Origin of the sequence: Streptomyces sp. NBC_00433 (assembly GCA_036015235.1) — a bacterium.
Lineage (GTDB): Bacteria > Actinomycetota > Actinomycetes > Streptomycetales > Streptomycetaceae > Actinacidiphila.
This window is the reverse complement of sequence record CP107926.1, coordinates 1,519,629-1,536,747: the sequence shown is the minus strand read 5'-3', so window position 1 is coordinate 1,536,747 and position 17,119 is coordinate 1,519,629. Positions and strand designations below refer to the sequence as shown.

Sequence of the window (17,119 nt, the reverse complement as noted above, 5' to 3'; positions counted from 1 at the left end):
AGCACAACTCGGCCTGAGGCGCCCGGCAAAGAGAGCCGACTGCGTCAGGCGCGCACCGCATACAGGTCTCGCAGAACCGACGCCTCCGCGCTGTGATGAATCAACTCATCTGCAACATGCAGAGCGAAAGAGCATCGGGTCGCATCGCCAAAGTGACCAGCGGCCGGACCGATGGGTTCAGCGAACGCTTCCTCGGGAACCTCGGCAAGCTGACCGCGCCACCGAGTAAACGCCTCATCAGCGTGGCTGAGCGCGGTCGCAGCGTCAGCGGCCTCGGCCTGGCGCTCCCCTGACTCGGCCGCCAGCCCGAGCCAAGGCCCATTTCGTTCCTCTCGCAGGAACTCTGTGATGTGCTGCAACCGCCACCGCAGCGTGAGGCGCTCGTCCGGTCCTGGCTGCCAACGCCATTCCTCGTCGGCGAGCCCTTCCATACGCCTCCGGAACCGCTGCCAGACATGGTCGAACAGGTCGAGGACATCGTCACGCGAGGACTTCACGGCACCCAGCTTGCACCATGTGCTCCCCGGCCTGCCGACTCGTACCTCCATGCCCGGGAGGCCATCTCTGCCATCGTCGTGCGAGACGAGGCGACCTGAACCGCCACGATGTGGGGCCAAAAGTCTCGTTCAAAGCCAGTGAGCGGGTGGGCGTGTTTGCGGTAATGGTAGCGGCAGCAGTTCCCCGGCCGTCATAAAGGTCACTCACAGCGCGAGGTGCTCCTCGCCCTGGACGAGGCAGCTCCTGCCGCCGGCCGCGGACCACAAGCTGGTGCGGGCCATGACGGTCGTCGGTCCGATCGGGATCGTGTGGTGGGGGGTCGGCCAGTACGTCCCCGCCGCGCCCGGCTCGTGCCGACCCGATGGCGTCGGGCACTTCCGAAGGCGGAGCGCGCCGTTGTGCGGGAACCCCTTCGTGTTGAGGCCGGCGGTCGTCAACGCCGGGGCGGCTTGCCGGCCATCGGTGCGGGCGGGTGGACTGGCGATGGCGCCAGCCGGGTTGCCGGAGCAGCCGTTGTGGTGTGGTGGTATGCGGTGCGGGCGAGGTCCGCGGTGAGCTGGACGAGGTCGTCTGCCAGCGCGTCGAATTGGTCGGCCAGGCCCTGGTAGTGGCGACGGCTTGTCCGGTCGCCGCGGTCGTCGTACCAGTTGGCGAGTGACTCCAGGAACTGGTGGAGGCGGGCGACCGCACCGTCGTCGTTCTCCAGGACCGCGGTGGCGATGCCGTGGAACTCACTCTCGGTGCCTGCCCGGCGCAGCAGGTCGGTCCAGCCCATGATGCCCTGGCCGGAAGGCGGGAGTTCGGCTGCGTCGATCAGTGGTTTGGCCGCTGCGGCGCCCCACCGGGACAGGTCGTGCGGAGTGGGGCTGCCGGCGTTGTGGGCGTGGATCCGGTCGGTGGTGCGGCCGGTGTTGTCGTAGAGCTCGAAGTCGGGGTTGGGCATCAGCGCGTGCTCCTCGATCTGTGGAGGTGGAGGTTAGACGCTGGTCGTCCGGCCTCGGGCGGGCCGTCGGCGGCGGTGATCTCACAGGAGTAGCCGAGGAGCTGTGCCTTGGAGTTCGCGTCGGGAATCAGGGCGGCGTCCGCGCAGGTGAAGGTGGCGGTGATCGCCTGCCGGGGAGTTGTGCCCAGCCAGGCCCTCGTGCTGGGACCGGAGATGATCTGCCAGCCTTGGTAGACGGTGTCGGTCTGGGTGTGGGCGAACAGCACCAGTGGCCCGCCGCCGGCGGTCTTCAGGGCGTAGGCCTGGGTCCACGGGTTGTCGGCGGCAGCGAATGCCGTGGTGCCCTTCGTACCGAGGCGGTGGATGTCCTTGGTGTGGACGCTGATCTGCCGCTGGCTTGCCGCGGTGGGAGTGAGGTACTTCGTACCGTCGTACACCCCTCCGGTGGCGAAGTTGTCGACGACCGCGGCCCGAAGCCGTCCGGCGTCGAGCGCCGGCTGGCTGCCGTCGGTTGCCACGGCCGTGGCGTACCCGTCGGCGTTCAGCGCAATGGAGGGAAGCGGTGCCCCGCCGAGATCGGAGGCGAGAACCGTCTGCCAGCTGTGGTCGCTCTGCTCGGCGAAGACGACCAGCAGCTGGTCCTTGCTGGTTACGGCGATGGCGGCGGCGAACCACCGCTTGGCGCCGGGCGGGTCACTCCTCCTCGGCTTCGACGACGGCGGGCTGGTCGGGGTCCGTTGACGGAGCCGAAGACGATCCGTTCGAGGTCGCCGAGGAACTCGAGTCCGGGGTGGCTGCGGAAGGCGTCGATGCGCTGGTCGATGTAGTCCTGGACCTCGTTGCCAGCCGGCTCCACAGCAGCAGGTCGGAGTCGGTGGCGCGGTCCATCCGCACCCACATGCCGTTGCCGAGCTGGAGGATGCGCTCAGGATGAGACAGCGACGACGTGCGCCGCGGCACGACCGGCTGGCTCTGTCTGCTGTCGTACTAACCATGCGGGGCTGAGATGCCGCACTTCTTCAGTCCCCCGGCCCGGGGGCGGCAGGGCCCGCATCCTCGTCAGCTAGTTCAGCCTGGTCCACTGGGGTCTGCGATTGGAGGCCCACCTCGATCGCGTCCTGTGCTGATCCCGTGGGGTCGCGGCGGCGTTCCAGCCGCTCCGAGTGCCACAGCCAGATCCAGTAGACGACGACTTCACCCCCGGCAGCGAAAAACACAGCAATCCCCACAACGTACGGCCACACCTGGGACCGGAACACGGTCACCAGGACAAGCGCCGCGACGCTGCCCACCGCGATGCCACTGCGAGCAGTGAATCGCCTCCGCGCCGCAGAACGGCGCTCGCCCCGCTTCTCCATATGCTCCCCCACGCATCCCAGATGCCCCTTATGTGAGTCTGGGCAGCGGGAAGTCGCGGGGTAAGACTGCTCTCGGCCAGGGTTCAGCTCGCCTGGCTGAGCAGAGCGATTCGCCGCCTGCGTGGGTCTGGTTCTGGTTGCCTTCGGCTTCGGGCGCCGACGTGCCCTGGATCAGCTCCGTCACCTTGGCTGTTCCGTGGGCCGACAGGACCAGTGAACTCCACCCGCGCTCGATTCGGCCTGGTTCCGCGGACGACCCGCAGTCCGGCTCGTCACTCAGGACCGGCCACCGGAGCACCAGCGCCGGACAGTGGCATGAGTCGTCCGTAGGTGACGTCTGTCAACGGCGCACCGGCGGCCGGGAACCTCGCAACCACGACGGAAGCACCCCCGGGCAACGGAGCGGCACTGCACGCGCGATGATCGCCGCATGCCGGTCACGGGTCCCGCGCGCTGGCCGAAACGTGACGTGGCCACAGACACTCGGCACTTGCCCGCACGGGGACGCGATACCATACAGGACATTAGTGGCTTTTCCGATTTCGCCCAGTGGAGGCGATGCGATGTCCGCAGCGGAGACCGGCCCGTATGACTTGCGCCACCCGCGCCGACAGCTGGAGTGCCGGAAATGTCGGGAGAAGAGTGACATCACCGCTCCACGTCCCGTCGCAGGCCGCACCAGTACGTCAGTCCAATGCCGCGGATGCAGAGAACTGATCGACTGCACCGTGTACAGCGTCAGAGCGGCGCGCAGACTGCGTATCCGGTTATGCGGGTGCGCCATCGCCGTCCTCGCCTGCACCGGGGGCGCCGTGGTCGGCTTATACCGGCTGACCATCAACGACGAACCCGGCGAGGAGTCCTCTTTCCTGGAAAGTCTCGGTTCCCTTGCCCTCTTCTTGGCGATCGGCATCACTGGGATCTGTGCCGGGCTCCTGTTCGTCAGAGCGTGGACCGAAGACGGCATCAGGCTGGCTACCGGGAGACGGACCCACTCCCTGTACAGGGAGCCGCCCTTTTATCCATCGGATCGGTGGCCCCCTCGCGACATCGACGACATCGGGGGGCTGTAGCCCAGAAGCACCGATGCGTCGCACGCGCCAGGGTGGTAGCCGCAGCACCAGCCCGCCCGAGCGGCAGCACCCCCGCCGCCTTGCGCTGCGCTTCGGCACCTTCGGCCTCACTGCTGCCGCCCTCGTGCTCCTCGCGCAGGCCCCGGCCTCCGCAACGGCCCCAGCTCCCAGCCCGTCCGTTTCCCTTTCCGTGACAACCGGGCCGGATCCGCACCACCGGCTCCGCTCCCTGCTGACGGTCACCGACGCGGGGCGCCCGCTGGCGGACACGGTCGACATGTTCACCGAGTCCTTCCTTCGGGGCGAGGGCCGGACGGCCCCGACCGGCCGGGCCACCGCGGGCACGGTCTCGGACTCTCCATCGTGGCGGACATCGTCAGTCTCCACGAGGACGAACTCCGGGTGGCTCCCGACGCCAAGGGCGCACTGACCGCACGGGTCTCCCTGCCGGCCGGCCGAAGCGGTCCCGCGGCCAGGGACAACCGCCCCGATCCGCTCAGGTGGAGAGCAGCCGATGCACCGCCGCACTGCCCTGCGGTCCGCTGGAGAGGCAGTGCGCCGCGCTGGTGCACCGCCGGACCGGAAGCCCGGCGCCGACGCGGGAGAGTCACCACTGCCAGTGCGGTACCTCGCGCAGCGGGTGCAGTTGGTCGTCGGTCTGGGCATGGGAATTCTGCTGGGCCACCTCGGAACCGAACTCCAGATGCGAGCGCACAGCCGCGCGGAACGGCTCGTCCGCGGGCAGGCCCGCCTCGTCGACCGCCTCCAGATAGAGGGCGACGAACCGTTCACGCTGCTCGTCGGTGATCTTCAGATGCCGGTGCGCTGCGATCAGATACTCGAACCCCAGTTCCCGGGTGAAGCGGTCCGGGCCGCCGAACGACTCCGCCGTGAACCACGTCAAGTGCTCGACGTGGTGCGGCCGCCGTTCGGGGAACAGCTCATGCAGTACGGGATCGGCGAGCACTTTGGCGTAGAACAGCTCCTCAAGGCGGTGCAGCGCCTCGTCCCCGCCGGAATGCTCGTAGAGACTTGTCATCGAAAGACCTCCGCAATAGATCGTCCCGCAAGTCTGGAGGCCGGTTCACGCCGACTGCCAGGGATTTCGCCCGCGAATTTCAGCCCGGCGCGGGACTGTCGGGTTCGTGCGGGCTCCGATCGCCGGCAAGTACGGCGACCGCAGGCCGAAGCCGGCAAGCACGTCGCCCGCCACACCGCCCCGCCTGCACGGGAGGTACCGCACGTCCTCCCCGCGCCCGGGGGGCTGTTCTCACGGCGTCATCTCATTCCCGCAGGCACACGGCTTCGGCCTGAAGCCGTCATCAGCGCCGCCGCCACCAACGCAGCGCAGGTCCTGCAAGGGGCCTGACCTCCATGGATCGAACTGCCGGCGCACCCTCACCAGGGAGGGGCGGCTCCGACGCCACGGCACGGATGACGCACACAGGCACGGGTTCGGGTACATGCGGCGGATACGGCCGCACGCAGCCGCCGTGTTCGCGCTGAGCGGTTTGCCGCTGACCGGACGCACGTCGGCTGCGGAGAGCCACGCTCCGCCGGCTCCGGATGATCAGCACGGGAGCGCTGCACAGGACCCGGGTGTGCCGCAGGCGGGCCGCGCTGCCGAAGCGGTGCAGCAGGCCCTGCCGCCCCCCGTTGGACGCGCACGAGGCGAGCTCCGGGCCGGGCGCACAGGCGGCGCAGCAGCTGGGTCAGGTCGGCCGCTGCCCGTCCGTGAGGTCGGCCCGCAGGCGGACCCGAGACCTGCGCATGACGGGTTGTTCGATCCTGGTCCCGTGCCCCCGCGGGTGTCCGCGATCCCGGTCCGCCACCTCCGCACAGCGCCGCGCCCCGCGCCGTGGTGCCCGGCGGCATCAGCGTCCATGTCAGCGCTACCGACGGGACGCCCGTGTCCGGCGCCGCGTTCACCCTGACCGACCTGGCCGGGACGACCTCGGCCTCCGGTACCACCGGTGCCGACGGCACCCTCGCCTTCCCCGAGCTGCCCGCTGGCGTCTACCACCTGCGGCAGACCGCGACCGGCTCGGCCACCATCAAGCCCGGTCCCGACCAGGATGTCGTCGTGCCCGACGGCGTCACCGTGCCCGTCACGGTGACCCCGCCCACAGCAAGCCCGTCACCATCCGAGCAGAACTGGCCGGGCTGATCGCGATCACCCTCACCGACACCACCGCGCCGCCGACCACCATGCCGACCGCCGGACCCGCAACGCCCACGTCCGCCGACCCGGTCGCCGCCCCGACGTCCGGCGGCCGACCCACCACGGCCGGTCCGGCCTCCACAGCCGGGCCGGCACCGACCGCCATCACCACGCCGGCGGCCTCCGCCGCGCACACCCAGCTCGCCCACACCGGAGTCGAGGGCACCACATGGCTCGCCGGGACCGCCGGCCTGCTCATGATCATCGGAGCCGTGGCACTGTCCGGCGCCCGCTACTGAACTTGAAAGCGTGATGTCGGTCTACCGGAGGCGATCTCGGTGACGCCGCTCGGGGTCCGGTGCTGTGCTGGCCGGGCCGCACGCTCCTGGTGCAGTGTGGCGACGCTGAGGTGGTGGCGCTCGATGTTGATGAGCCTGGTGCTGGTAGAGGCGCTGAGATCCGCTTCCCAGCTCCCTGGCCGCGTCGCTTTGGGATGGTGACGGTGTCACCGGAACGGGATGCCGCAGTGTTCGCCGGCGTCCACGCAGTACGGTCGGTGGAGGCGACCGGCACCCGTCACTGCCCAGCGGCCCGCGGACGTGTGCCCGGACGAGCTTGCCGTCTGCGTTGACGGCGGCCGAGCCGCTGTCCGGATAGAAGTGGTCCCTGTCCTCCGCGTACTCATTGAACGACGCATGCAGCAAAGGACAGTCGCCCCAGCAGCCGTGCGGCACTTCCCACCGAGTCGTGCGGCGACCTCGCCGTCACACCCGATGCGCAGGAGCTGCGTGTCGGTGGGAGCGCCGGCCGGGGTGGTCGCCGAGAATGGGAACATCTGTGGGCGTACCTCGTTCGTTCCTGTTCGGGCGGAGCCCGGCCGGATCGGCCGCGGCGTGCCGGGGCGCCGGTCCGGGCCCGGCTAGACGGCGTCGACCGCGCCGTCCGCAACCACCTGGCCCCCATCGGTCCGGGCGCCTTCGACGGCCCCCAAGGCGGCTTCCTGTGCCGCGTGGAGAATGCGCTCCGACAGGGCCGTTCCGGTGGTGGCGCGGGCGAGGAGAATGCCGCCCACGAGGGTTGTCAGGGCTGCCAGACCGGCGTCCCCGGGTGCTATCCATGCCGCCATTTCCGCGACGCCGTCGGCGTACGTCCTGCTGTACTCGGGGTGGCGCGCGGTGTCGCCGGCGAAGCCGGCCGCGGGGCAGCCGCTGCCGGTGTCGTCGCGGTGCTCGACGGAGAGATAGGACTCGACCAATGACCGCCAGGCCGCGCCGTGCTCGCCTGCGTCCTCGTCCAAGGACGTCAGGTAGTGGATGTTGTCGGCCAGGCCCTTGGCTATCGCCTCATCGACCAGCGCGGACTTCGAGGCGAACTGCTTGTAGAAGCCGCCCTGGGTGAGACCGATCGACTGCATCAGGTCGATGATGCCGACCTCGGCGATGCCTTTCTCGCGCATCAAGCGGGAGGCGGCCTCCACCGCCCGCTCCCGGTTGGCCCTCGCTTCTGCCTGTGAGACGCGGCCCATCGTTCATCCTTCCCAGCTTCGACGGTCACTTGACATGACGCGATCTGCGGTGCATGCACCGTCCCCCATGGAGCCCTCATGTCAGGCCTGGGGGCGCGGGCGGGAGCCCCTCCCGACCGGTTTTGTGGGCAATCATGGCCCAACTGTGGTGCCGGAGTTCGCCAAGGCTCTCGCGGCTCGACCATGCCCTGGACGCACCGGCCGGCGGTGTCGGTGCGCTCTTCTCCGGTGAGGGGCTCCGTACGAGGGCGTCCTCCGCCTTTTTTGCCCTCCAGCGGTGTCGCCGTCCCCCGGACGCCCCCGCACCGTGCCGACCGTGTAGATCCCGCCGTGCGTGCCTCCTCGAAGTCGGCGGCCCGTGTTCACGGTGGCGGGGGCCTGCTCCTGCCTGGTCAGTCCTGAGGGGCGGATGCCGCCTGGACGGCAGCCCTGACCTGCTGGGCGAATCCTCGGACCGTGTAACCCTCGGGGAGGCTGTCGATCAGCACGATGTCGGCGATCGAGTTGTTGGTGCGCAGGGGCAGGATCGCCTGGTACTCCGGCGAGTTGTACCAGGCGTCGACGGCAGCACGGTCGGGGAACTCCATGAGGACGACCAAGCCCGGCCACGCACCCTCCACGACGCTGACCTCGCCGTTGGCCAGCCACTTGCCGCCGTGGGGGTGGACGGTGGCCTCGACCTGTTCGAGATAGGACAGCCCCTGCTCGTTCGGGACGCCCCCGGGGATACGGAGATGGTTGATCAGGTATGTGCTCATGGCGTTCCCTCCGGAGGGCGCTCGTTCGGCTGCCCCTCCTGGTTTAGATGACGTCCTTAATCTTAAGCCCGATGGACGGCGAGGGATGTCCGGCCAAGATAGATTAAGTGTGGCATCTATCACGTGGACGTCCGGCGGTCGGGACGGAACGATGGGCGGGTAGGGGGTCACTGAGGAGATCTGAATCTATGGCGTGGTCCATGACGGGCAGTCCCGAGGTGTTCCGCTCGGAGGCGGGGGCCTTCGTCGCCGCACGCCCCGACCTGCACACCATGCTGCTGTCCGGACTCGACACGATCGAGCGCCTCCGATCCGAGGGCACGGCGCCGACCGCCTGCCTGGGCTGGTGGCGCGACGCGGACGGCGCCCCGACCTCAGCCGCATTCGTCTGGACTCCGCCCCATCTGCTGAACGCGAGCAGTCTTTCCCGGGCTGCCGCAGCGGGCCTGGCCCGGCTGCTGATCACCGGCTCCAGCCGCTGCGCGGGACTGCTGGCCGACGCCGCGTCGGTGCTCGCCTTCTGCCAGGCCTGGGAAGCGGAGACGGGCGGTGCGCCGGCCGACGGCCCGCGCGTCCGCCTCCACCGGCTCGACGAACTCGAGTCCCCTGCGGTCGCTCCACCGGGGGGACCGCGGGTTGCGACCGGGGACGACCGGAATCTGCTCCACGACTGGTGCAGCCGCTTCGTTGCGGAAGCCGGCTCGCTCGGAGCCGACCTCGACGCGTTCGTCGACGAGCGGATCGCCCAGGGCGGCTGGCGGTTGTGGACGGTCGCGGGCGAACCGGTGGCGGTGGCAGCCATGACCACGGTGGTGGCCGCCACCGCTCGCATCACCCCGGTGTACGTGCCGCCCCGGCACCGCGGACGGGGATACGGCGCCGCCGTCACCGCAGCCATTTCACAGGCCGCGCGGGATGCCGGCGCGGAAAACGTCCTGCTCTTCACCGACCTTTCCAACCCGACGAGCAACCGCCTCTACAGGCGTGCCGGTTACCGGCCTGTCTCGGACTTCCGCATCGTGGCGCCCTGAGCAGGGAAGAGGCCGTGACCCGCGAGGACGGCCGCAGGCCCCCAGACCGACCGACCACCCATGCGCACCCCGGGCACGCCGCCCTCGCGGGCGAGACGGTGCGTGAAAGCCAAAGGCGACAAGCGTGACGTACGAGGCAAGTGCGGCTGACACCGCGGCGTCGGGCCTCTCTGCCGAGAGGAGCGGGCAGGCGGGGACGCGTCCGCCGGCAGGCACCCCGCATCCCGGGATCCTGGCCCAGGTGACCGCCAACTTCCGGCAGTACCTGATGGGCTGGGGCGAGGCGGAACACGGTCGGGGCGAGGTCGACCACTTCCGCAGCGGGCTGGCCCAGCCACAGTTCAACGGCGTGGCCCGGTTGCGCTCCCTGGACGCGGTCGGGCACGCCGCGGCAACCGTCCAGGAGCGGCTCGCGGGAGTGCCCTGGTGGTGGTGGGCGGGTCCGGACAGCCCCGAGGGAACCGCCGCGGCCCTTGCCGGGCACGGAGCGGTGGAGCTCGGAGCTGTCCCGGTGATGGTGCGCCCCCTCGACCGCACCGCGGCTCCGAAGGCGGCGCCTGGCGGCCCGCAGATCGTCGCGGTGACGGACCACGACCGGCTGACGGAGGTGGTCCGCACCTACAGTGCCTCGATGGGCGTCGTGCCCGGCCTGGAAAGCGACATGGTGCGCATCGAGTCACAGCGTCCGGACAACGCGGACATCGTCCGCCTGGCCGCGGTCCTCGACGGACGCGTCGTCGGGACAGCCGTGGTGATCTCGGCGTACGGGGTGGCGGGAATCTTCCTGGTCCACGTCGCCGAAGCCCACCGCCGGCGCGGCATCGGCGCGGCCCTGACCGCCGACGCGCTCCGGACCGGACGCGACCGCGGCATGGGGCACGCCGCCCTCGCGGCGAGCCCGGCCGGCGAGCCGCTGTACCGCCGCCTGGGGTTCGCCACAGTATCGGAGTACCGCCTCTTCGCCTTCCCCACTCACCGCCGCCGCGACCCACTGAGCCTTTTCCAACCTGCTGACGTGGCTGCGCACTTGGGGTGACAACGAAGCGAAGCCCCTGGTAGATGGGTTGTCGACCAAGAGAACCGTGTCCACCAGAGGCTTCGCATGCTTGTCTACCCGTCCGGCGTGGACGTGTCCAGTTCCGCCCTCCGCTTCCTTGCAGATCAGTTGCGGCGGCACCGCCGTGCCATCAACTCCCGCTGGCGACGGCTGACCGCCGGCCGCCAAGCCCTTCTCACCCTCGCCCACCTGCGCGTCGGACACACCTACGCCCAGCTCGCCACCGGGTTCGGCGTGGGGACCACGACGGCATACCGCTATGTCGCCGAGGCCGTCGACCTCCTGGCCGTCCTCGCTCCCACCCTGGCCGATGCCGTCCGCACCGCCTCGACGAAGGCGTTCGTGCTCCTGGACGGCACGCTCCTGCCGATCGACCGCACCGCCGCGGACCGGCCCTTCTACTCCGGGAAACACAAGAAACACGGCATGAACGTGCAGGTCCTCACCGATCCGTTCGGCCGACTGCTATGGGCCTCGCCGGCCCTGCCCGGAGCCGTCCACGACATCCGAGCGGCCCGCGAGCACGGCATCATCGACGCCCTCGATCGGGCCCACGTCACCTGCTGGGCCGACAAGGGCTACCGCGGCGCCGGCGGCACGGTCCGCATCCCGTACTGGGGGCGATGGGAGACACTCTCCCCGGGACAGAAGGCGGTGAACCGCTCCCACGCGAAGATCCGTGCCCTCGTCGAGCAGGCCATGGCGACCCTCAAGAGCTGGCGGCTCCTGCGCAAACTCCGGTGCTCCACCACCCGGATCACCGCCCTCATCCAGGCCGTCCTCGCCCTGCATCTGGCCAGCTCAGACCGATGATGGAAAAGGCTCACTGTCCCCGGATGCGCCGTTGTCCTGAAGACCGTGTCCTGATCCGCAGGGCAGCGGTAACCTCCGCGTTCTTCTGCCCGCTCTCGAAACGTTCCACGGCCTGGAGCCGCAACCTCTCCCGGTCACCGTACAGACCCCCGGCAGACCGTCACGAAAGATCGAGGCCAAGGGCTGTCCCGTAATCCGCGGTGGACCAGCGCGCGGCGTCAGACGCGGTACATCGCAAGGCGAAGGGTCGCCCTCATACCGGGTCGTGTTCGGGCGAGCCCGACAACGCGGCGAGGTGCCGTAGCTGTCGTCGCGCGCCCGCCGGGGATCAGCGGGACAGCCCTCAGTTCCATCCGCCGGGAGGAAGGTGCCGCAAGACCGGGCCGCCGTCCTTTGGACAAGGTCCGAGCCTTGCAGCGGACGCTTTACCGCTGTGCCAAGCAAGAACCCGAGCGACGGTTTCATGCCCTGTATAGCCATGTCCACCGCACGGACGTTCTCAGGCGGGCGTGGGCCGTTGTGTGCGAACCGGGGTGCCCTCGGCATTGACGGTGTGACCGTCGACGCGGTGGAAACCCTGGGAGTGGATTCATTCCTCCAGGACATTTCGCAGACACCGCGGACGTATACGTATCGTCCGTCAGTGCTGCGTCGGGTCCAGATTCCCAAACCGGGGCGGCCGGGAGAGTTCCGGCCGCTGTCGATCCCTGCAGTAGCGGACCGGGTGGTGATGACGGCCGCGAAACTGGTCCTGGAACCGGTCTTCGAGTCTCAGTTCACCGAGGCGAGCTACGGGTTCCGGCCGAAGCGGTCCGCGATCGATGCGTGCGAAGCCGTGCGTGTCGCCGCGAACCAGCGGCGGGAGCGGGTGTTCGAGGCCGATATCCGGGACTGTTTCGGGACGATCGACCACGAGGCGCTGATGGCCCAGGTGGCCCGGCGTGTGGTGGACCGGTCGATGCTGAAGCTGATCCGGTGCTGGCTGCGGATGGGAGTCTTGGAGGGCGGGGTGACCTCCCCGACCGGGGCGGGAACTCCTCAGGGCTCACCGATTTCCCCGTTGCTGGCAAATATCGCGGTGCACGTTCTCGATGACGCGTGGCAGAACGAGGGCCGCCGACTGGGGACGCTGGTGAGGTACTGCGATGATTTCGCAGTCCTGTCGCCGACCGAGCAACGGGCCGAACAGGCCCGGGAGTTAGCGGCAAGGGTGCTGGAACAGGTCTGCCTCACCCGAGGCGGGCAGGGCTTCGACTTCCTCGGCTTCCATCACCGGAAGATGGAATCGTGGAAATGGCGGGGCAAGTACTACCCGCAACGCTGGCCCTCGGCCAGGGCGATAGGGGTGCTGCGGGAAAGAATCCGCGCGGCAACCGCTCGCTCGAAGACTGAGCGGCCGGTATCCGCCGTGGTAGCTGATCTCAACCCCATCCTACGGGGCTGGGCAACGTACTTCCGCAACGGGAACTCCGGACGGAAGTTCAACGTGATCGACGGCTACGTCCACGAACGGCTGGCGATCTTTGCCAGCGGGAAACACAGACTCGCGGGCAGGAACTGGACCACCCGATGTACTTATGGATGGATCACCCGGCTCGGTGTCTACCGTCTTACCGGAAACGTACGCAGGGCGACAGCGCATGCCAGTCGGTGAACGATGTCGGAAAGCCGTGTGCGGGAGAACTGCGTGCACGGTTTGAAGCGGCGGGGACTGGAAACGGAGCGGAAGCCACCGCTCCAGTCCCCGACCCCACTAAGGCCGGCGGAGAATGCGGGCCTGCCGCCTGAACTGATCGACCGGCTGACCAGCCCGCGTAGGTGTACGCCCGACTCGCTCTGGATACCGGAGAATGAGGCCGTGATCTTGCTCCGATGCTGGTAGGCGTCCAGGCCGCTTCCCCGCATTGACTCCGCATGTACGTGCTCGTACGTTCTCGGAGGAGACAATCAGGCCTCTGTGATAATTTCGTGCCAAGAAGGGAACTCATGTTCAGGCTCAAGCGAGCAGCCGTCCTGGTGACCGCGATGGCGACCGCCGCCCTGGTGCTGCTGGGCGCCGCCGGCCCGGCGAGCGCCGCGGGCAGCTCGGCCGCCGCCCGGAACGTCAGTCAGAGCACTGCCACCCACCAGTCGGCCAAGCCGCCTGCCGGAAACCAGATCGTCGTAGTGAACAGCTTCGAGGCGTGGGCCACCCAGAAAGCCTCCGTCGCCGTGACCACCAGCCGGAGCGTGACGGGCTCCGGCTTATACGTCCGGATTTACGACTACACGATCGGCGCGTACATCGGCACCTGCGACACCGGCACGATCTGCACCGCGTACGAGACCTCGCCCGTAGCCGCCAGCCACGGCGTGGACGCGTTCATCGCTGACAACTCGACCAGCTTCCCGCCGGGCCACATCCAGTCCGAGTGGGACAACTCCGCTCTGGTCTGGAAGGGGACATACCTTGACTTGGAAGCGTCCGCCACCACCGCGGCGCCCGGCGCGACGGTCACCCTGACCTCGACCGCCGGAACGGACATCAGCTCCTCGCCGTTCTCCAACGAGATCTTCGACACCACCACCGGCGCCCTGCTCGCCTCGTGCAAGACCGGCACGACGTGCTCGGCGACGGTCACCGAAGCACAGGCGACCACACACGCGTTCACCGCCTACTTCGGTGGCAACGGCACCACCGCCCCACCCGCCACGCTACAGGCCACGTCGCAGACCACGTACGTCACGTGGACCCACTCCGGATGGACGGTGAGCCTGTCCGCCCCGGGCGGCGTGTGGGTCGGCTCGACGTTCACCGCGACGGCGACCGCGAGCGCTGACGTCGGCACGGCGCATTACTACATCGAGATATTCAATGAGAACGGGACCCTGCTCGCATCCTGCGCCAGCGGAACCACCTGCTCGGCGAGCGTCGCCAACGCAGGCTACTTCACCGACCTCGTAGCGTTCGTCACCCCGAAATCCACAACCCTGCCGCCGAGCGGCCTGGTGGCGGCGTCCAACGCCACCGAGACGCTCGGGTACGTTCCCTTCGCCATCTAGCTGTACTCAGCTTGTTGTTCAACCTCGCTCGTCACCTGACGGGCTGATCTTGGTCTCTTCCGGGGACAGCGGACGCGGCCGTCCTCCACGCTTCGAGATGTCAAGTAACGATGCGTGGAGGAACGGCCGCTGTCGATGAGTCCGCCCGCTGATGCCCGCGTCGTCGAGGCGCTTGAACGGAGCAGGTGGCGCTGGTTCCAGATGAGGGTGCGATCGAGGAGCGGCAAGGACACCCACGAGAGCCCCGCCGCCCAGGCGGCACCCCTGTACGATCGGAAGGGGGTGACGGAAGATATGCGGACGGTGATCATCCAGCTGCCGGCCACCGCGGGGGAGCGCCGTCGAGCGGGCCGGCCGGAGTTACTGGAACTGGGGCCGGGCCAGGAGGTCCGGTTCGGTCGCGGCGGTGGCGGCACGCGGGTGGAGGTGGTGCTGCCCGACCCGGCCGTCTCACGGCTCGCGGGCAGCATCCGGGCCGTCGACGACCACTGGTCGATCAGCAATCTGAGCGCCGGCACCACCTACGTCGTGGAGAATCCCGAAGGCGGCGGCGAGTTCCTGAAGGTGGCGCCGCGCCGCCTGCACGCACCGGTGCCCTTCGAGTTCGCCCGCGTGCTGCTGCCCACCGTCGACAGCTGGGTGTCCTTCGACGTGTACGCGCCCGAGCACACCTACGGCGAGGGCTCCGCGGGTCCGGGCGGCGCCGACACGGTCTCCTCGTTCCCGCTGGACGAGAGCGCCAAGTATTTTCTGGTGCTGCTCGCGCTGTGCGAACCCCGGTTGCGCGACTGCGCGTCCACCGTGATCCCCACGGTCCCGGAGATCATCGAGCGGCTGCGCCCCGTGGCGGGCTGCGTCGGCCTGACGCGCGCCGCGGTCAACTTCCACATCGACTACCTGGCCAGTGCCAAGCTGCGGGTGAAGGCCCGCGCCGGTCCCGGCGGCAGGGCGGGTGCCAAGGCCGACTGGCAGCGGGCGGCGCTGGTGGCCACCGCGGTGCGGTTCAACCTTGTGCGGGAGGAGCATCTGCCGTTGTTGTCGTCCCCATCCGCGGGAGCGCCGGCTTCGGCGCCCCCGCGGGCAGGTAGCTGAGGAGCGCCTGCTCCACGCGCTTCTCGAACGCGGCCTGGCGCGGTGGCACGCCCCCGTACTCGCGCACCTTCCCGTCGGAGGAGGCGAAGGCCGCAGCCAGCAGCAGCCCGCGGTCGCCCGGTACGCTCTGCAGCGCGGTGGAGTACTTGCACAGGTAGCGGCCGAGCGCGGGAATGGACAACTCCGGTGGGAACGGTGGCTCAGGGATCGCCTTCTGGCGGCCCGCCGGCATGTAGTACCAGAGTACGCCCGGACTCCAACGGGCGATGCCGTACTCGTCGGTCTGCGGCGAGTGCAGGTCTGGGTCCCAGTTGCTGAGCGCCTTGAGCATCGCCGCGACCGTGGCTGGAGTGACGCCCGGCTCGTCGCAGGAGGTGCCTGCCTGCACCACCAGGTCGTAGTAGGCGCGTGGGATGTCCGAGCGGGTGTTGAAGTAGGCGGCGTAGTCGATGCGTTGGGGTGCCGTGACCATCAGGCCGCCGATGGTGCCACCGGTCACCACCGCAGCGGCCGCGGCACCGGCCAGCGCATTGCGGCGACGGTGCGGGTGGGGCCTGCGGATGAGGGCGGCGGGGTCGGCCGTCAGTGCCTTCGCCCGGCTGTGCAGGGCACTCGCGGTCCACGCGGCGCGCTCCCGGTGGCCCGGGGCCAGGCAGTCCCGGACGAAGTCCCGCCAGCCGGGCGGCAGGTCGGCGGAGAGGGTCAGCCGGGCACGGCCCTCGGCATATTGCGCCGCGTTCGCCGCCCGGGCCCGGGGGGTTCCGCCGGGGAAGGGCATTGCGCCGGCGAGGAGTTGGTAGGCGGTCACGCCCAGAGCCCACACGTCTGACGTCGGCCGGATCGCGACGCCCCGGTCGGTCAGCTGCTCGGTCCACCGCTCCGGCGGCAGGTAGTCGGGGGAGCCCGCCGGCGTCAGATAGGCGTGTGTGGACTCCATCTCCGCGGTCAGCCCGAAGTCCGCGAGCCGCACCGAGCCGTCGTGCATCAGCAGGATGTTGGCCGGTTTGAGGTCCCCGTGCACCCAGCCGGAGTCGTGCAGGTGTGCCAGCCCCTCGCAGATCTCGGTGATGATCCGCGGCGCGTCCGGCAGCGGTCGGCCCGCGGCACCGCGCAGGGTGTCGGCGAGCGAGCCGTCGGCCAACTCCATGATGAGCACGCAGCAGCCGTCGATCTCCGGCGACTCGGCGTCATCGACGGTCAGCGTCCGGTACAGCCGCACGATGCGCGGGTGGGCCAGGCGTTCGTGCAGCCGGATCTCGCGGCTCACCATGTCGGACAGTACGGAGAGCTGACGCGGCGTCATGGTTCCGGTGGGCAGGAACTTCATCGCCACCCGGCCGGGTAACTCGCCGACGCCGTCCGCTGCCCCCTCGCCGGACTCGTCGCCGGAGCGCCTGCCGGCGCGGCGGCCCTCGTAGACGCTGCCCCAGCTCCCGGTGGCCACCGGCGCGTGCACGGTCCAGTCACCCACCCGGTAGCCGCCCGGTACCCGAACCGCCCAGCCCCGTGTCTGCGCCTGCCGCACGGCGCCACCCCCCGCCCCGCTTCCTCGGTCCCGCCCTCTCGGACCCCGGAACCTTACAGGTACCCCACAGCCCCCGCCCAGGGTTCACTGAATCGCGACCGTTGTCAGCCAGGGAGGAATGCCGTGAGAACACCGTTCAGACAGTCCGTGCGCAGAGCGCGGGGGAGGCACCGGCTACGGGCGACCGTCCTCGCGGCGATCGTCGCGCTGCTCGCCGCGTGCCTGGTCCAGCTCACCGTCGCC

At 69.5% G+C, this 17,119-nt stretch carries 15 protein-coding genes; 8 read left to right on the top strand and 7 right to left on the bottom strand.

All coding sequences use genetic code 11. From position 1 onward, the window contains the following. Positions 1–44: 44 nt before the first annotated feature. The 4 genes from OG900_05945 to OG900_05930 form a co-directional block, all read right to left on the bottom strand. Positions 45–497, bottom strand: a complete 453-nt coding sequence (locus OG900_05945; protein WUH89730.1) for a DinB family protein — start codon at positions 495–497, stop codon at positions 45–47. Positions 498–931: 434 nt separating this feature from the next. Then, the gene (locus OG900_05940; GenBank protein WUH89729.1) at positions 932–1,441 is read right to left on the bottom strand and encodes a hypothetical protein; all 510 of its coding nucleotides are present in this window, start codon (positions 1,439–1,441) and stop codon (positions 932–934) included. Continuing rightward, positions 1,441–1,959: a hypothetical protein gene (locus tag OG900_05935; GenBank protein ID WUH89728.1), complete on the bottom strand. Its 519-nt coding sequence runs from the start codon at positions 1,957–1,959 to the stop codon at positions 1,441–1,443. The genes OG900_05940 and OG900_05935 overlap by 1 nt, the downstream gene beginning before the upstream one ends. A gap of 2,520 nt (positions 1,960–4,479) precedes the next feature. Beyond that, on the bottom strand, positions 4,480–4,911 hold the full coding sequence (locus OG900_05930) for a group II truncated hemoglobin (GenBank protein ID WUH89727.1): 432 nt from the start codon (positions 4,909–4,911) through the stop codon (positions 4,480–4,482). Between the two features lie 822 nt (positions 4,912–5,733). Between OG900_05930 and OG900_05925 the strand changes: the two genes are divergently transcribed. Together OG900_05925 and OG900_05920 are read left to right on the top strand one after the other, a co-directional pair. Next, positions 5,734–6,039, top strand: coding sequence for a prealbumin-like fold domain-containing protein (locus tag OG900_05925; protein ID WUH95632.1), 306 nt, complete (start codon positions 5,734–5,736; stop codon positions 6,037–6,039). Positions 6,040–6,080: 41 nt separating this feature from the next. Further along, entirely contained in the window at positions 6,081–6,332 is a 252-nt protein-coding gene (locus OG900_05920) for a hypothetical protein (GenBank protein WUH89726.1), read from the top strand. 620 nt (positions 6,333–6,952) lie between these two features. Here OG900_05920 and OG900_05915 read toward each other — a convergent pair. After that, complete coding sequence (locus OG900_05915; GenBank protein ID WUH89725.1) at positions 6,953–7,558, bottom strand: TetR/AcrR family transcriptional regulator; 606 nt, start codon at positions 7,556–7,558, stop codon at positions 6,953–6,955. A gap of 392 nt (positions 7,559–7,950) precedes the next feature. Then, positions 7,951–8,316 carry a DUF1330 domain-containing protein gene (locus OG900_05910; GenBank protein WUH89724.1) on the bottom strand — a complete coding sequence of 122 codons (366 nt, stop codon included), beginning with the start codon at positions 8,314–8,316 and terminating at the stop codon, positions 7,951–7,953. A gap of 200 nt (positions 8,317–8,516) precedes the next feature. Here OG900_05910 and OG900_05905 point away from each other — a divergent pair, with 200 nt between their 5' ends. The 6 genes from OG900_05905 to OG900_05880 all read left to right on the top strand — a co-directional run bounded on the left by OG900_05905 (position 8,517) and on the right by OG900_05880 (position 15,351). Beyond that, complete coding sequence (locus OG900_05905) at positions 8,517–9,347, top strand: GNAT family N-acetyltransferase (GenBank protein ID WUH89723.1); 831 nt, start codon at positions 8,517–8,519, stop codon at positions 9,345–9,347. Positions 9,348–9,588: 241 nt separating this feature from the next. Continuing rightward, a complete protein-coding gene (locus OG900_05900; GenBank protein WUH89722.1) occupies positions 9,589–10,383 on the top strand; it encodes a GNAT family N-acetyltransferase in 795 nt (264 codons plus the stop codon). Positions 10,384–10,449: 66 nt separating this feature from the next. Further along, the gene (locus OG900_05895; protein ID WUH89721.1) at positions 10,450–11,217 is read left to right on the top strand and encodes a transposase; all 768 of its coding nucleotides are present in this window, start codon (positions 10,450–10,452) and stop codon (positions 11,215–11,217) included. 478 nt (positions 11,218–11,695) lie between these two features. Beyond that, positions 11,696–12,871: a group II intron reverse transcriptase/maturase gene (gene ltrA / locus OG900_05890; GenBank protein WUH95631.1), complete on the top strand. Its 1,176-nt coding sequence runs from the start codon at positions 11,696–11,698 to the stop codon at positions 12,869–12,871. Between the two features lie 332 nt (positions 12,872–13,203). Beyond that, positions 13,204–14,259: a hypothetical protein gene (locus OG900_05885; GenBank protein WUH89720.1), complete on the top strand. Its 1,056-nt coding sequence runs from the start codon at positions 13,204–13,206 to the stop codon at positions 14,257–14,259. Between the two features lie 294 nt (positions 14,260–14,553). Next, complete coding sequence (locus OG900_05880; protein ID WUH89719.1) at positions 14,554–15,351, top strand: serine/threonine protein kinase; 798 nt, start codon at positions 14,554–14,556, stop codon at positions 15,349–15,351. Here the strand turns inward: OG900_05880 and OG900_05875 are convergent. Continuing rightward, positions 15,263–16,822, bottom strand: a complete 1,560-nt coding sequence (locus OG900_05875; GenBank protein ID WUH89718.1) for a serine/threonine protein kinase — start codon at positions 16,820–16,822, stop codon at positions 15,263–15,265. The genes OG900_05880 and OG900_05875 overlap by 89 nt on opposite strands. Positions 16,823–17,119 lie beyond the last annotated feature (297 nt).

What these genes read in the sequence shown, in the direction of transcription:
- OG900_05895 (WUH89721.1), top strand. Translation starts at nt 10,450, where the DNA reads ATGCTTGTCTACCCGTCCGGCGTGGACGTGTCCAGTTCCGCCCTCCGC.
- OG900_05930 (WUH89727.1), bottom strand. Translation starts at nt 4,911, where the DNA reads ATGACAAGTCTCTACGAGCATTCCGGCGGGGACGAGGCGCTGCACCGC.
- OG900_05910 (WUH89724.1), bottom strand. Translation starts at nt 8,316, where the DNA reads ATGAGCACATACCTGATCAACCATCTCCGTATCCCCGGGGGCGTCCCG.
- OG900_05920 (WUH89726.1), top strand. Translation starts at nt 6,081, where the DNA reads ATGCCGACCGCCGGACCCGCAACGCCCACGTCCGCCGACCCGGTCGCC.
- OG900_05880 (WUH89719.1), top strand. Translation starts at nt 14,554, where the DNA reads ATGCGGACGGTGATCATCCAGCTGCCGGCCACCGCGGGGGAGCGCCGT.
- OG900_05940 (WUH89729.1), bottom strand. Translation starts at nt 1,441, where the DNA reads ATGCCCAACCCCGACTTCGAGCTCTACGACAACACCGGCCGCACCACC.
- OG900_05915 (WUH89725.1), bottom strand. Translation starts at nt 7,558, where the DNA reads ATGGGCCGCGTCTCACAGGCAGAAGCGAGGGCCAACCGGGAGCGGGCG.
- OG900_05905 (WUH89723.1), top strand. Translation starts at nt 8,517, where the DNA reads ATGACGGGCAGTCCCGAGGTGTTCCGCTCGGAGGCGGGGGCCTTCGTC.
- OG900_05885 (WUH89720.1), top strand. Translation starts at nt 13,204, where the DNA reads ATGTTCAGGCTCAAGCGAGCAGCCGTCCTGGTGACCGCGATGGCGACC.
- ltrA (WUH95631.1), top strand. Translation starts at nt 11,696, where the DNA reads ATGTCCACCGCACGGACGTTCTCAGGCGGGCGTGGGCCGTTGTGTGCG.